At 68.0% G+C, this 14,165-nt stretch carries 12 protein-coding genes; 7 read left to right on the top strand and 5 right to left on the bottom strand.

Going from position 1 to position 14,165, the window contains the following annotated elements; genetic code table 11:
* Positions 1–235: 235 nt before the first annotated feature.
* Positions 236–871 (bottom strand): DUF3043 domain-containing protein, encoded by a 636-nt coding sequence (locus G9Q41_RS09735; RefSeq protein WP_165632720.1) that lies wholly within the window; start codon positions 869–871, stop codon positions 236–238.
* A gap of 264 nt (positions 872–1,135) precedes the next feature.
* Here G9Q41_RS09735 and G9Q41_RS09740 point away from each other — a divergent pair, with 264 nt between their 5' ends.
* Complete coding sequence (locus tag G9Q41_RS09740) at positions 1,136–1,501, top strand: iron-sulfur cluster assembly accessory protein (RefSeq protein ID WP_092520092.1); 366 nt, start codon at positions 1,136–1,138, stop codon at positions 1,499–1,501.
* 486 nt (positions 1,502–1,987) lie between these two features.
* On the opposite strand, the gene G9Q41_RS09745 is transcribed toward G9Q41_RS09740, so the two are convergent.
* Positions 1,988–3,472: an alpha-amylase family protein gene (locus G9Q41_RS09745; RefSeq protein ID WP_142077745.1), complete on the bottom strand. Its 1,485-nt coding sequence runs from the start codon at positions 3,470–3,472 to the stop codon at positions 1,988–1,990.
* Positions 3,473–3,764: 292 nt separating this feature from the next.
* Here G9Q41_RS09745 and G9Q41_RS09750 point away from each other — a divergent pair, with 292 nt between their 5' ends.
* Positions 3,765–5,915 carry a glucan 1,4-alpha-glucosidase gene (locus G9Q41_RS09750; protein ID WP_092520094.1) on the top strand — a complete coding sequence of 717 codons (2,151 nt, stop codon included), beginning with the start codon at positions 3,765–3,767 and terminating at the stop codon, positions 5,913–5,915.
* Between the two features lie 66 nt (positions 5,916–5,981).
* Here G9Q41_RS09750 and asnB read toward each other — a convergent pair whose 3' ends face one another.
* Positions 5,982–7,910, bottom strand: coding sequence for an asparagine synthase (glutamine-hydrolyzing) (asnB, locus tag G9Q41_RS09755; RefSeq protein WP_092520095.1), 1,929 nt, complete (start codon positions 7,908–7,910; stop codon positions 5,982–5,984).
* Positions 7,911–8,357: 447 nt separating this feature from the next.
* Between asnB and coxB the strand changes: the two genes are divergently transcribed.
* The 3 genes from coxB (at position 8,358) to G9Q41_RS09770 (ending at position 10,213) form a co-directional block, all read left to right on the top strand.
* On the top strand, positions 8,358–9,305 hold the full coding sequence (gene coxB / locus G9Q41_RS09760; RefSeq protein ID WP_165632719.1) for a cytochrome c oxidase subunit II: 948 nt from the start codon (positions 8,358–8,360) through the stop codon (positions 9,303–9,305).
* Positions 9,306–9,375: 70 nt separating this feature from the next.
* Entirely contained in the window at positions 9,376–9,774 is a 399-nt protein-coding gene (locus G9Q41_RS09765; protein ID WP_092520097.1) for a cytochrome c oxidase subunit 4, read from the top strand.
* A 157-nt stretch (positions 9,775–9,931) separates the two neighbouring features.
* On the top strand, positions 9,932–10,213 hold the full coding sequence (locus tag G9Q41_RS09770; protein ID WP_017976214.1) for an Lrp/AsnC ligand binding domain-containing protein: 282 nt from the start codon (positions 9,932–9,934) through the stop codon (positions 10,211–10,213).
* Positions 10,214–10,516: 303 nt separating this feature from the next.
* Here the strand turns inward: G9Q41_RS09770 and trpD are convergent, their stop codons facing one another.
* A complete protein-coding gene (trpD, locus tag G9Q41_RS09775) occupies positions 10,517–11,569 on the bottom strand; it encodes an anthranilate phosphoribosyltransferase (RefSeq protein ID WP_165632718.1) in 1,053 nt (350 codons plus the stop codon).
* A gap of 23 nt (positions 11,570–11,592) precedes the next feature.
* On the bottom strand, positions 11,593–12,003 hold the full coding sequence (locus G9Q41_RS09780) for a hypothetical protein (protein ID WP_092520101.1): 411 nt from the start codon (positions 12,001–12,003) through the stop codon (positions 11,593–11,595).
* 627 nt (positions 12,004–12,630) lie between these two features.
* Between G9Q41_RS09780 and G9Q41_RS09785 the strand changes: the two genes are divergently transcribed.
* Complete coding sequence (locus G9Q41_RS09785; protein WP_092520103.1) at positions 12,631–13,242, top strand: heme-copper oxidase subunit III; 612 nt, start codon at positions 12,631–12,633, stop codon at positions 13,240–13,242.
* Between the two features lie 112 nt (positions 13,243–13,354).
* Complete coding sequence (locus G9Q41_RS09790; RefSeq protein ID WP_092520112.1) at positions 13,355–14,161, top strand: cytochrome c; 807 nt, start codon at positions 13,355–13,357, stop codon at positions 14,159–14,161.
* Positions 14,162–14,165 lie beyond the last annotated feature (4 nt).

Consider the following 14,165-nt stretch of genomic DNA (forward strand, 5'->3'; position numbering starts at 1 on the left):
GGACCAACCCGCGGGGCCGCGTGCCGGTGAGCCCGTCGAGTCCCCGGGGCGGACGAACCGCTCCCCGCGGAAGAGCCCGCGCGGAGCGGGCGAGCACCCGTCGGGCCGGGCCGGTTGCGGGACGAGCGGCGGAGCCGCTTTCACCCGTCCGCGCGCCCGGCACCGCCCGGGATGGTCGACTCGCGCGCTCCCGCAGGGCCGAGCCCGCGCACCCGGTGAGCACGGTGCGGACGGATCAACCGACCTTCGCGGCGTCCCTGGGGGTGACCCTGGGGCGGGGGACCCGCAGTTTGCGCAGCTGCATCGCCCGGATGAACGCGTACCACCCCAGGCTGAGGGACTTCTCCGCGGAGTCGGGGAACTTCGCGCGCACCTGCTTGTTGACCAGCCTGCCGAGCATGAGGCCCTCGAAGACCATCGTCACCAGCAGTGCCAGGCAGAACACCGTGGCCAGCTGTTCCAGCAGCGGGTTCCGGAGCAGCGTCACGGCGAAGACGATCAGCACCAGCGGCATGAACAGGCCCATCAGATGCCTGCGGGAGTCCACGACGTCGCGCACGTGGGCGCGCACCGGTCCGCGGTCGCGCTGCATCAGGTAGCGGTCGTCGCCGGCCATCATCCGCTCGCGCCGCTCCGCCGCAGCCTTGCGCCTCTCGGGCTTGTTGCGGCGCATCCGCTTGATCGCTTCGCGCTGGGTCTGCGGCGGGGGCGGGACCGGGCCGCGCTTCCTGCCCTCGGCCTCGCGTCGTTTCGGGGTCGGTTTGCCCTTCGGCTGGGTGGGATCGCCCGCTTCCCTGCGCGTCGCCTGGTCGCCTCCGTCGTTGTCGACGGTGGCGGTCTGTTCGGCACTGTTGCGACGGAGGAACTTCACACCACCAGCGTAAGTGACACCGCGCGCGCACTGAACAAGGAGTCAGGGCGAGCCTGCAGCCGCGGCTCGTCGCAGCGTGGTCCGCCGCGGTGGTCGTGTGCACGGCGTCGGTCGAAATCCCGCGTTCCGCGCGTACCATGTGAGGTAGTGCCCGAGGGTGTCACAATCGGCCGTGCGCGGGTTGGCCCGCGGGAATACTCGCACTTACCGTGACGGTTGAGGTCGCGGGAACCTGCCAGCAGCCGCAAACCGCAAGGGAGAGCCATGACCGCCCAGGAGACAACCGTGCAGACCGAGGCGCCTGCTCATGGCGTCACGTTGACCGACTCTGCGGCCAGCAAGGCCAAGAGCCTCCTCGAGCAGGAGGGGCGCGATGACATGCACCTGCGCATTGCTGTGCAGCCGGGCGGATGTGCCGGTCTGCGTTACCAGCTGTTCTTCGACGAGCGCACGCTCGACGGGGACGCGGTGCGTGACTTCAACGGTCTGGACGTGGTGGTCGACCGCATGAGCGCCCCCTACGTGCAGGGCGCCGAGATCGACTTCGTGGACAACATCGAGAAGCAGGGCTTCACGATCGACAACCCGAACGCGGGCGGCTCGTGCGCCTGCGGCGACTCGTTCCACTGAACGATCCGGAGAACGTCTCGTGCGGGGTGGCTCGAAGGAGCCGCCCCGCGCTCTTGTTCCGGGCCGCTCAACGTCCCCGAGCGGTCCGTGGTGGGGCGTGCCGCTCTCCGGGTGTCGCCACACCGTGGGGACGAATCGAGATGAGGCGCCCCTTCCCGGCTGCCGACCGGGATTTCGGTGAGACCCCCGCGGTGGTGTGGTTTTACCTCCGGAATTCGGCCCCGTTGTGGTTCGGACGACCGGAGGAGGTGCGGGAATTCTTCGTCCGGAGGAACTCCCACTTCGCGGAGCACCTCCCCCCCCCTTCTTGCGGGGGAATTAATCTCGGGTGGTCACCTTCCGGTGCGTTTTCGGCGGATCCGGTCGGTTCGGGAATTCTTCACCGGCGGGTTTCGGGAGGCAGCGCTCCCGCAGTCCTGCCCGAAAGAAAGCGGCTCCGCGCGCGGGCCCCGGCGGGACCGCCCCGCCGGGGAAATCGCCGAGCGGTCACCCGCCGAGCACGGCGGCCCGGTGCAGTGCCACTCCGGAGTTCGGCTCGACGGTCGCGGTGAACGTGCCGTCCGAGTTCACCTCGACGGTCTCGCCGCCGCACTCACCGTTGTCGAAGCGGCCCGTCAGCACGTTGCAGTAGGTGCCAGCGGGCAGGGAGGACCGGAACCGGCGAGTCGTCTCCCCGGAGTCCTGCCCTTGAGCACCACCGGAGTTGAACACGACGAATCCCGCGTCGCCACGTCCGAAGGCGATCACGCCGTTGCCGTCGTCCCACCAGTCGGTCAGCCCGGTACCGCGCACGGCCCGGTTGAACCCGATCATGCCCGCCACGGACGGGTGCCGGTGCGTGCACACCCAGGCGCCGTCGTCCGCGCAATCCGCGGGCCGGGTGAAACCGCGGCCGTCGGAGGGCGGACCCGCGTCGGTGTCGGCACCGAACTCGAAGCCGGACAGGATCCGCGGGGTGCCGTAGGGGAAGGCCAGGGTGAAGGCGTTGGCGAGGTCGTAGGCGGCCCCGTCCCGGTAGCTCAGCGGTGGCGAGTCGCGTTCGGTGTCGTGGTTGGCCACGAACACGACCGCCTGCTCGCTGTCGAGGTTCGTCTCCTCCGGGAGGTTCCTCAGGTCTGCGACGGAGCCCGTGGCGAAGGCGTTGGAGACGCGGTCGGTGTAGGTGAACGTGGTCACGTCCCCGTTGCCGGTGTACTCCGTCCCACCGGTGGTGGAGTCCGCGATCACCTCCTGGTAGACGTACGGCTCGTTGCCGGAGGTGGTCTCGTGGAGACCGTCCACGAGCGCCGCGATGTCCTCCGGGGGCATGTGCTTGGCCCCGTCCAGGCGGAACCCGGAGACCCCCATGTCGATCAGCCTGTTCAGGTAGGCGAGCTGGGTGTCGCGCACCTTGCTCGAACCCGTTCTCAGGTCGGCCAGTCCGACCAGCTCGCAGTTGCGGACCTCCCACTGGTCCGTGTAGTCCGCGATGTTCTCGCGGCAGTCGTGGAAGTCGGAGTCGACGTAGGTGCCGGGGTAGTCGTACTTCGAGTACTCCGTGCCCCCGCTGCCCGGGCCGGAGCCCTGGGACCCCGAGCCGGACATGTGGTTGAGCACCGCGTCGACGTAGACCTTCACCCCGGCCGCGTTGCACGCGGAGACCATGTTCGCGAAGCTCTCCGCGTCACCCCTCCTGCTCCGGAGGTCGTAGCTGACTGGCTGGTAGTCCTCGTACCAGGGATAGCTCTGGTCGGCGAGTTGTACGTGCTCGGTGGGCGGGGACACCTGGATCGCCGTGTAGCTGTCCGGGCCCAGCGAGCTCCGGCACTCCTCGGCCAGCGAGTCCCAGGGCCACCCGAACATCTGCACGATCGGCCCCTCGGCCTCCGTGGCAGGTGCGGCAGCCGCTTCTTCTGCGGGTGCTGTCGCGGCTGCGGGAACCACGACAGCACCCGCGAGCGCGGTGATCGTCGCCAGCGCAACCGGTCGCATCAAACCGCCTCCTCCTCTAGCGGTGTCGTACGGCACACAGCAGAGCTTCTTGAAAGGATAAAGTCAACACCTCTTGGGTAGTTCTCCCGTTCGAATCGCGTGCCCCGTGGAGCGGCGTTCCATTCTGAACGAATGAAAGAAGTCCTTTTCCTGGGAATTCTTCTTTATCGATTGCGCCGGCCGGCGGAGGAATGCAGATAATCCGCCACGGTCTGATCAGGCGAAAGCCCCGCAGGAGCTGACGAACTCCGGCGGTGCTTCGCGAGCCCAGGCAGGAGGGAAGGAATCGACGATGCGTACTGGACGGAGAAGACGCGTCGGCCGCGGTGGTCGCGTGGTCGGGCTGGTCGCGGCGGCACTGGCCGGGATCACGGCCGCTGCCGGAGCGCCCCCGGCAGTGGCGGCCGGGGAGGCACCCGGGGCCCCGGGGATCTCCGCGGCGTGGACGACCGGCGCGAAGAACGGGGTCGGCACCTCGACCACGACGGACTCGAAGGTCTGGCACACCCTCGGTCAGGGGGTGCTCAACGAGGTCTACTACCCGCAGCTGGACGTGCCCAACGTCCAGGACATGCAGTACGTGGTCAGCGACGGGGAGAACTTCACCGAGCTCGAGCGCGACGCCACCGAGCAGCGGATCGAACTGCCCGACTCGCGTTCGCTGCGCTACCGGCAGATCAACACCGACGCCGACGGCCGCTACCGCATCACCAAGACCTACGTCACCGACCCGCAGCGCTCGGTGCTGATGGTGCGTACCCGCTTCGAGGTGCTCCGGGGCGGGCCGCTGCAGCTCTACGCGCTGTACAACCCCTCGCTGAACGGCAGCGGAATGGGCGACACCGGAGCCACCTCGCAGGGCTCGCTCGTGGCCAGCGACGGTGAGGTCTCCAGCGCGCTGGCCTCGTCGGTCGGCTTCGACGCGGCCACCAGCGGTTACAGCGGGACCTCCAGCGACGGCTACCAGGACCTCTCCGCGGACCACCGACTCGACCGCGAGTACACCGAGGCCGCCGATCCCGGCAATCTGGTGCAGACCGCCCGGATCCCGGTCGAGAAGGACACCACCTTCACGCTCACCCTCGGTTTCGGCCCCGATCGCAGCGCCGCGAAGGCGGCGACGACGGCCGCTCTGGACAGGACGTACGAGGCGGCACGAGCCGAGTACGACTCGGGCTGGCACGACTACCTGTCCTCCCTGCGCGAGACACCGGAGTCGGTCACCTCGCGCGGGCTGACCACCCAGTACAACGTCGCGGCCATGACGTTGAAGTCGCAGGAGGACAAGACCAGGAGGGGAGCCTTCGTCGCCTCTACCTCGATCCCGTGGGGCGGGGCCAAGAACGCCGACGAGTGCTGCACCCCCGGCTACCACCTGGTGTGGTCGCGAGACCTGTACCACACGGCCACGGCGGCCCTGGCGCTCGGTGACCGGGCCGCGGCCGATCGCGCGCTCGACTACCTGCTGAACGTGCAGTGGAACGAGGACGGCTCCTTCCCCCAGAACACCTGGCTCGACGGGGAGCCGCACTGGCAGAGCCTGCAGCTGGACGAGGTCGCCTACCCGATCGTGCTCGCCCACGAGCTCGGCCGTACCGGTGACGCGGAATGGGCGAAGCTCAAGAAGTCGGCCGACTTCATAGTCGAGAACGGGCCGTCCACTCCCCAGGAGCGCTGGGAGGAGGAGGGCGGCTACTCGCCCTCGACGATCGCGGCCGAGATCGCCGGGCTGGTCACGGCCGCGGACATGGCGCGCCAGCACGGTGACGAGCAGTCGGCGCAGCGTTACCTGGACACGGCCGACGAGTGGCAGCGCAAGGTCGATGACTGGACGTTCACCACCTCGGGCCCGCACGGCGACGGCGCGTACTACCAGCGCATCGACGACGACGGGAACCCGAACAACGGGAACGAGCTGTGCCTGAACAACGGAGGCGGCTGCCACGATGAGCGCGCGATCATCGACGCGGGTTTCCTCGACCTGGTCCGGCTCGGAGTCAAACCGGCCGACGCGCCCGCGGTGCGCGATTCGCTGGCCGAGACGGACGCGCAGCTGCGGGTGCGGACCCCGAACGGGCCCGGTTGGTACCGGTACAACCACGACGGCTACGGCGAGAAGGCCGGCGGCGACCCCTACGCGGGGGAGGGCGTCGGCAGGCTCTGGCCGCTGCTGACCGGTGAGCGCGGGGAGTACGAGCTGGCCGCGGGCGGCTCGGCCAGCAAGCACCTGGAGACCATGGCGCGCATGGCCAACGAGGGCCACCTCATCCCCGAGCAGGTCTGGGACCGGGAGTCCGGGAACGGGTTCGTGTTCGGTGAGGGGACCGGTTCCGCGACACCGCTGGCCTGGTCGATGAGCCAGTTCATCCAGCTGGCGCGCAACATGGACGCGGGCGAGAACGTGGAGACCCCGGACGTCGTGGCCGAGCGCTACGCGCGCTGACCGGCCACGGCGAGTCGGGAGGAGATCGGGTGGGGGGACGCGGCGTCGCGTCCCCCCACCCGGAGGTCACAGCTTGACCGGGTAGTGCGGTTCGGGAACGCTCGGGGTCAGCCGGTTCTCCACGAAGATGCCGTGCCAGATCATGAACACCAGCAGTGCCCACAGCCTGCGGCTGTGGTCCAGCACGCCGGAGCGGTGCTCCTCCAGCAGCTGCAGCACGGCGGTCTTGTTCAGCAGCTCGTCGGTCTGCGACTCGCGGATGATGTTGCGCGCCCAGTCGTGCATCTCGTCGCGCAGCCAGTGCCGGATGGGAACGGGAAAACCGAGCTTGCGGCGTTCGAGCACGTGGCCGGGGACGATCTTGGCCAGGGCGCGGCGCAGCGCGTACTTGGTGGTGTCCTTGGTGATCTTCTGGTCCAGCGGGATGGTGCTGGCGGTGCGGAACACCTCGTGGTCGAGGAACGGAACCCGCAGCTCCAGCGAGTTCGCCATCGTCACCTTGTCGGCCTTGACGAGGATGTCACCGCGCAGCCAGGTGAACAGATCCACGTGCTGCATGCGGGTCACCGGATCCCAGCCCTGGGAGCTCCGGTAGGCCGCCGCGGTGACGTCGGTGTGCGAGACGTTCGGGTCGAAGTGCGTCAGCAGGTTCTTGAGCTGCTCGTCCCGGAAGATCCGCGCGTTGCCGTAGTAGCGCTCCTCCAGCGGGAGTGCCCCGCGGCGGAGCAGGTCCTTGCCGCGCACCCCCTCGGGAATGGCCGTGGACACGCGCCCCATGGCCTTGCGCACCGAGCCGGGAACGCGCTCGAAGGGAGCCAGCGAGAGCGGTTCGCGGTAGATCGAGTACCCGCCGAACAGCTCGTCGGCGCCCTCCCCGGAAAGCACCACCTTGACGTGCTTGCGCGCCTCCCGGGCGATGAACCACAACGGCACCAGCGCCGGATCGGCCACCGGGTCGTCGAGGTACCAGATGATCAGCGGCAGGGTCTCCATCATCTCCTCGGGGGAGACGGTGCGCACCACGTGCTTGACCCCGATGGCCGCCGCCGACTCGGCGGCGACGTCGACCTCCGAGTAGCCCTGGCGCTCGAACCCGGTCGTGAACGTGACCAGATCGGGGTTGTGCTCCTTGGCCAGCGCCGCGATCGCGGTCGAGTCGATGCCCCCGGACAGGAACGCCCCGACCGTCACGTCGGCGCGCATGTGCTTGGCCACGGAGTCGCGCATCACGTCGGCGATGTCGTTGTGCAGCTGGTCGGCAGCACCGTCGTCCTTGATCTCCCGAGACGAGAAGTTCGGGGAGAAGTAGCGCTCGGTCACCAGCTGGCCGCCGGGGGCCACGGTGAACGAGGTCCCCGACTCGATGCGCCTGATCGAGCGGTGCAGCGACTCCGGTTCCGGCACGTACTGCAGGACCAGGTAGTGCTGCAGGGACCTGCGGTCGACGTCCTCGGAGACTCCCAGCGTCGGGGCCAGGTGGAGGAGGCTCTTCTTCTCGCTGGCGAAGGCGACACCGTTCGGGCCGCTGGAGTAGTACATCGGCTTGATCCCGAAGGGATCCCTGGCGCCGAAGACGACGTGACGCTCGTTGTCCCAGATCAGGAAGGCGAACATCCCACGCAGGCGCCCGACCATCGAGGGGCCGAGGTAGTGGTAGGCGACGATGATCGTCTCGCTGTCGCCGTCCGTGTGGAAAGCGGCGCCGTACTGCTCGGTCAGCTCCGCGCGCAGCTCGAGATAGTTGTAGATCTCACCGTTGAACAGGATGGTGTAGCGACCGGGGGACTCGGGCGGCCCCCAGCTCAACGGCTGGTGCGAGTGTTCGACGTCGATGACCGACAGGCGGTTGAAGCCGAACACGACTTCACCACCGTGCCAGGTGTCACTCTCGTCCGGTCCTCGGTGCCGCTGACACGGCAGCGCGTTGGCCACCGCGTTCGTTGCGTTGCCGGCGTTCTCTTCGGTGGGACAAACCAGTCCAAGCAGGCCGCACACGCGTCTCGCGCACCTCTCGTGTCGCGGGGATTTCGATTCGCTGACCCCCGATGCGGGTGATCGGGACCCCAGTATGCCGTGTCCGCCCGGCCGGGCTGCACGCACGGGGCGGAGTCACTCTTTGTTCACTCTTCCGATGGTGATTCTTTCGGGGGTGGGGAGCGCGAGGAGCCCGCGCGAGGCGCGCGAGTGTGGATCGGATTGCCGCGGGCAGCCCCGGCGGCTCCGCCGCGCGGAGCTCGGCTGCGCGCGGCGGCGGGTTCCGGACTGGTGATCTGGGCCACTGGGGGTGACCATGGTTCGGGCGGTCACCTGACCCCGGAGCAGTATCGCGGCTACTACTGGGCTAGGGTCGCTACAGTATTCCGGCGGCCGATCCTCCGTCGTGGACGGAGGAAAAACGCCAGCGCCGTGCCGGTGAGTTTCACATGGAGGAGGCGTCGCGCAGTGGCCCTGAAGGACGGGACCCGAGTGCCACGGCTGGTCAAGCTCGGTGGGCTGATCGGTTTGGTGTGTGTCGTGGCCACGGGCTGTACCCCTGACCAGGTGCTGCGGTTCGGCTGGCCGACCGGCGTCACCAGTGACGCCGCGGCGATGCGTCAGCTCTGGACCTGGTCGGTGATCGCGGCTCTCGCCGTGGGTGTGCTGGTTTGGGCACTGATCTTCTGGACGGTGGCCTTCCATCGCAAGAAGAGCGATGAGTTGCCACGTCAGTTCCAGTACAACAACCCACTGGAGATCATCTACACCGTCATACCGTTCGTGATGGTCGTCGTGCTGTTCTACTTCACCGCGACCACCCAGCAGGAGGTCCAGGCGGAGGAGAGCGAGCCCGACGTCTCCGTCGACGTGGTCTCCTTCCAGTGGAACTGGGAGTTCCGCTACCCGGGCTACACGACCCCGAACGGAGATCCGGTCAGCACGGTCGGAACCAGCGACTGGACGCCGCTGCTCGTGCTCCCCACCGACTCCACCGTGGAGTACCAGCTGAGCTCCAAGGACGTGATCCACTCGTTCTTCGTCCCGAAGTTCCACTGGAAGCGGGACACCTTCCCGCACCCGGACAAGAACAACCAGGACAACGTCTACCAGAACTCCATTGACGAAGAGGGTTCGTTCGTGGGGCGCTGCGCCGAGCTGTGCGGGACGTACCACTCGATGATGAACTTCGAGGTTCGCGCGCTCTCGCCGGACAAGTTCGAGCGCTACATGGACTTGCGCACGCAGATCAATCCGGAGACCGGACAGGCCTACACCGCCCCCGAGGCGCTGGAGGCCATGGACTGCGGGCAGCTCTGCTCGCCGAACTCGGTGACGACCATCCCCTTCGACCCCGACCGGCAGGACTCCTTGCCGGACGAGCAGACCGCCGGCGCCGGGACGACGAACGGTTGATCGCGGGAACTGTTTGGCAACGAGGACGAGTGCGCTCGAGTGAGGCGCACGGGGCGAGAGTGAGGACTCCATGAGGGTCGAAGCGAAGATCTTCAACATCATCACCTTCTTCTTCTTCCTGTCGGCTGTGGTTTATGGCTTCTGGGCGAAGGAGCCAGTGGGAACGGTCGCGCTGATCCTCGTTGGCGCACTCTCGTTGCTGATCGGGAGCTACTTCCAGTTCGTGGCCCGGCGCATCGACCTGCGTCCCGAGGACCGCTCGGACGCCGAGATCAGCGACGGCGCGGGTGAACTCGGTTTCTTCAGCCCGGGCAGCTACTGGCCCATCGGTGTGGCTGCCGCCTCCGCGTTCGCGGGCATCGCGCTGGCCTTCGGCCACGTATGGATGATCGTGCTGTCCTCGGGGGCCGTGCTGATCACGGTCTCCGGCCTGGTCTTCGAGTACCACACCGGCCCGAACCACGAGTGAACCACGTGCAGGCCCGGCCCGACTCGTCCACGACGGTGGGCGGTCGCGGCCGGGCCGCGTTCTTTTCCGGACCGCTGGAGTCGCTGTCAACGGTCCGGCGAGCACTGCGAGCTCCTGCCGAGCCGCTTTCGTTCCGCAATCCTTACGGAGGACAACCGTGATTACCGCGATCGTGCTCATTCGGACCTCGGCCGAGTACCTCACCCAGGCCGCGCAGGAAATCGCGGACATCGACGGTGTGGCCGAGGTGTACTCCTGCGCCGGGGACGTGGACCTGATCGCGATGGTGCGCGCACGGGCGCACGAGGACATCGCGGACATCGTTCCGGGCAGGATCAACAAGGTCGCCGGAGTGCTCGACACCGACACGCACATCGCGTTCCGCTCGTACTCCAAGAGGGATGCCGAGGAGACCTTCTCCATCGGCCTCGAGTCTTGAGAGGGCTTGAGAGGGTCGGCGACTCGACTGGCGTGAGTGGTTCCGTGGCGGAACCTCTCGCGGGCTCTCGCTGCGGGTGCCCCGACATCGGGTAGCCACCTACACAACGTCGGGACCGTCCTCGTGAGAGCACCACGAGAGAACCCGCGGTCGGTCGGTCGGGCTGCCCAGGCTCAGAGCGCTCGCGTTGGAGCGGAAGGTTTTCCGGTGACTCGGCCGGCGTGGGTGGTTGCGTGGCGGAACCTCGCTCGGCGCCTTGCTGCTTAGCGGGGCACCTCGAGCGATCCCGTGCCCGGACGCGGCTCAGTGCTCCGCGCGCAGTTCGGAGGAGAGCGCGACCCAGTCCTGCAGCAGTCTGTCCGCCGCTCCCGAGTCGACGGCCTCGGCCGCCCGGCGCAGTCCGTCCTCCAGAGCGGCCCCCAGATCAGCGATCGGGCCGTTGTAGGCGGCGAGAGCGCCTGCGGCGTTCAACAGCACGGCGTCCCGGACGGGGCCCCGCGCGCCCGCCAGCAGTTCACGCACGACCCGTGCGTTGACCGTCGCGTCACCGCCCTGGAGCTTGTCCGGGGCGGTCAGCGAGATGCCGAAGTCCGTGGGATCGATGCGTTCCCGCCGCACCGCACCGTCCCCGACCACCCAGACGGTGTTCGTCGTGGTCGTGGTGATCTCGTCCATACCGTCGTCCCCGCTGACCAGCAGTACCGAGTGACCGCGGTGGGCGAAGGCCTCGGCCATGACCGGAGCCATCCGCCGGTCGGCACAACCGATCAGCCCGGAACCGGGACGCGCGGGGTTGGTCAGCGGGCCGAGCACGTTGAACGCGGTGGGGATGCCGAGCTCGCGCCGGGGTCCCGCCGCGTACTTCATGGCCGGGTGGAACAGGGCCGCGAAGCAGAATCCGATGCCGAGCCGCGAGACGCACCTGTGGACGTCCTCCGGGGGCAGATCGATGGCCACTCCGAGCTCTTCCAGCACATCGGCGGTGCCGCAGCTCGACGAGGCGGCCCGGTTGCCGTGCTTGACCACGGTGGCCCCGCAAGCGGCGAGCACGATCGAGGTCATGGTCGAGATGTTGACCGTTCCGGCGCGGTCCCCTCCTGTGCCCACCACGTCGATCGCGTGCTGGGAGATCTCCAGCGGACGTGCGTGCTCGACCATCGCGTCGGCCATGCCGAGGATCTCCGAGGACGTTTCGCCCTTGGCGCGCAACGCGACCGCGAACGCGGCCACCCGGGCCGGGGTGGCCTCACCGCTCATGATCTGATCCATCGCCCAGGCCGTCTCCGTGCTTTCCAGAGTTTCCCCGGAGACGAGCCGGTTCAGCAGATCGGGCCATGTCGTCGTCGCAGTTCGCACGTTGGTGTCCTCGAATACTCGTGTCAACCGTGGGGTGCGGGCAAGGCGTGCGCACGCAGTATCTCGGCCACGGTCTCGGCGGCGTTCAGCGGGTCGAGCGGGTGGACGAGGACCGCGTCGGCTTGTGACCAGGTGGCGAGCCATCGATCGTCCTTGCGCCGCACGGTGACCACGATCGGCGGGCAGTCGGCGAGCTCGTTCTTCAGCTGCCGCGATACTCCCATCCCACCGGTGGGCTGAGCCTCACCGTCCAGGACGAGCAGGTCCGCCCCGCCCGCGTCGACCTCCCCGATGACCTCGGCCACCGTGGTGGCCTCCGTGTAGTGCACCCGTTTGACGTCGGGAGCGGGGCGGCGTCCGACGGCCGTGATGATCGAGTCACGGATCTCCTGGCGGTGGCTGAACACGCAGACGTTGCTCGCCGAAGTGTTCATGGGGACTCCTTGGCTGCCGGGGCTGCCGGTGAGGTCTGGTTGTGACTCGTGCCGCGTGTTCACGAGTGCCCGCATCGTATCCGGTTCCGCTCGTGGAGGGGTAATACACCTCACTGTTGCGAAGGTCTCGTCACTTTTGGGGGAACCAGCAGTGGCGCGTGACAGCGCCTCCCCGCTCGCGCGGGGCGGACGAAAGCGCTCGGCGGGCGCGTCCGCCCGCGTGCGAGGCGCCGAGTTCCCGGACACGTAGCGCGATCACCGCGAAGTGGTCGAGCCTGGGCTCCCCGGCCCGGCTCGTTCCGCTCCGGCAGGTGGGCAGCGGTGGGCTGTCCTTGCGGCGGAGTTCGCCTCCGGGCGAGGGGAGTCGGGTGTCCTCTTCGGGGAAAGCGCGTGGAGATCCCTGGTCTGTGCAGGTGAGTGAGTCGACCCCCTTCCGGGGTGGAGTCGTGTCCCGGAGTGGTGCGGTCGCCGCTCTCGCCGGTGTGGGGCGGATTCGGCACGCGGCGCGTCGCCCGGCGTCCAACGGGCGCGGTGACGTTCACTCCGGGTAACCCGTCCGGTGGATGCGGTCGACGAAAAGGACAAGAGCGGGACCCGAGCGGGCGTGCCGAAATCGTTCGCGACATAATGCGTCGCGTGACAACGGCAGCGCCCTCAATCAGTCAACGCGTGCACTCGCTGAACCGCCCGAACATGGTCAGCGTGGGCACCATCGTTTGGTTGGCCAGCGAGCTGATGTTCTTCGCCGGGCTCTTCGCCATGTTCTTCACGGTGAAGGCCCAGAACGAGGGCCCGTGGCCACCGCCGCCCGCCGAGCTCAACGTGAGCTACGCCCTACCGTTCACCGTCATCCTGGTGGCGTCCTCGTTCACCTGCCAGTGGGGCGTTTTCGCGGCCGAGCGTGGTGACGTCTACGGGCTTCGTCGTTGGTACATGCTCACGCTCGTGATGGGCCTGATCTTCGTGCTGGGACAGGCCGGTGAGTACCACACGCTGGTCACCGAGCACCACACGACGATGGCGAGCTCGGCTTTCGGCACGGTCTTCTACATGACCACGGGCTTCCACGGTTTGCACGTGATCGGTGGCCTCGTCGCGTTCGTGATCCTGATGATCCGGACGCGGATGAGCAAGTTCACGCCGGCCCAGGCCGTGGCTTCGATCGTGGTGTCGTACTACTGGCACTTCGTCGACATCGTGTGGATCGGGCTCTTCCTGGTCATCTACCTGGTGCCATGACAGAGGCCCGCCCGGGCCGACGGAACCAGGGGCAAGGCAGCGATACGAAGCAGAGCGTGATGTTGTTGCCGCTGAATCGTCCCGAACATGACAGCAAGGGTTTTGCGCACTCATGACCACCAAAAAGAAACGCAACCGCGCGGGTTCCAAGTTCCGGCGACGGCTTTCCGGTGTGCTGGCGCTAGGGATCGCCTTGGTGGCCGCGGGCGGCCTCTACAGCGTGCTGCTCCCCGAACCGCAGACCGCTACGGCGGCGGAGGATCCGTCACTGGTCCGGGAAGGCAAGGAACTCTACGAGAGCTCCTGCATCAGCTGTCACGGCGAGAACCTGCAGGGCGTTGAGGATCGGGGACCGAGCCTGATCGGATCCGGTGGTGCGGCCGTGCACTTCCAGGTCTCCACCGGTCGCATGCCGTTGATGCGCCACGAGGCCCAGGCTCCGCGCAAACCCGTGGACTTCTCCCCGAAGGAGATCCAGGCGCTCGCCGCCTACGCCCAGTCCGTCGGAGGCGGTCCGAAGCAGCCCTCGGCCAAGGGGGAGCAGCTGCAGGGCGACGACCCCGCGCGCGGTGCCGAGCTCTTCCGACTGAACTGCGCTTCCTGTCACAACTTCACCGGTCGGGGGATCGCGCTCTCCGCGGGCAAGAACGCACCGAACCTGGACCAGGCCACCGAGCAGCAGATCTACGAGGCGATGCACACCGGGCCGGCGAACATGCCGAAGTTCTCCGAACGTCAGCTCACCCCTGACGAGAAGGAGGACATCATCGCCTACGTGAAGTCGGTGACCGACGGCAACAACAACCCCGGTGGCAACGCGCTCGGTGGCTACGGGCCGGGGCCCGAGACGGTCGTGGCCTGGGTCATCGGGCTCGGTAGCCTCGTCGGCCTCACCCTGTGGATCGGAGCCAGGGCATGAGTGA

The organism is Actinopolyspora sp. BKK2 (genome assembly GCF_011291845.1).
In the GTDB taxonomy this organism is placed as follows: domain Bacteria; phylum Actinomycetota; class Actinomycetes; order Mycobacteriales; family Pseudonocardiaceae; genus Actinopolyspora; species Actinopolyspora saharensis.

What these genes read in the sequence shown, in the direction of transcription:
- G9Q41_RS09740 (WP_092520092.1), top strand. Translation starts at nt 1,136, where the DNA reads ATGACCGCCCAGGAGACAACCGTGCAGACCGAGGCGCCTGCTCATGGC.
- G9Q41_RS09745 (WP_142077745.1), bottom strand. Translation starts at nt 3,472, where the DNA reads ATGCGACCGGTTGCGCTGGCGACGATCACCGCGCTCGCGGGTGCTGTC.
- G9Q41_RS09750 (WP_092520094.1), top strand. Translation starts at nt 3,765, where the DNA reads ATGCGTACTGGACGGAGAAGACGCGTCGGCCGCGGTGGTCGCGTGGTC.
- G9Q41_RS09765 (WP_092520097.1), top strand. Translation starts at nt 9,376, where the DNA reads ATGAGGGTCGAAGCGAAGATCTTCAACATCATCACCTTCTTCTTCTTC.
- G9Q41_RS09780 (WP_092520101.1), bottom strand. Translation starts at nt 12,003, where the DNA reads ATGAACACTTCGGCGAGCAACGTCTGCGTGTTCAGCCACCGCCAGGAG.
- G9Q41_RS09785 (WP_092520103.1), top strand. Translation starts at nt 12,631, where the DNA reads ATGCGTCGCGTGACAACGGCAGCGCCCTCAATCAGTCAACGCGTGCAC.
- G9Q41_RS09790 (WP_092520112.1), top strand. Translation starts at nt 13,355, where the DNA reads ATGACCACCAAAAAGAAACGCAACCGCGCGGGTTCCAAGTTCCGGCGA.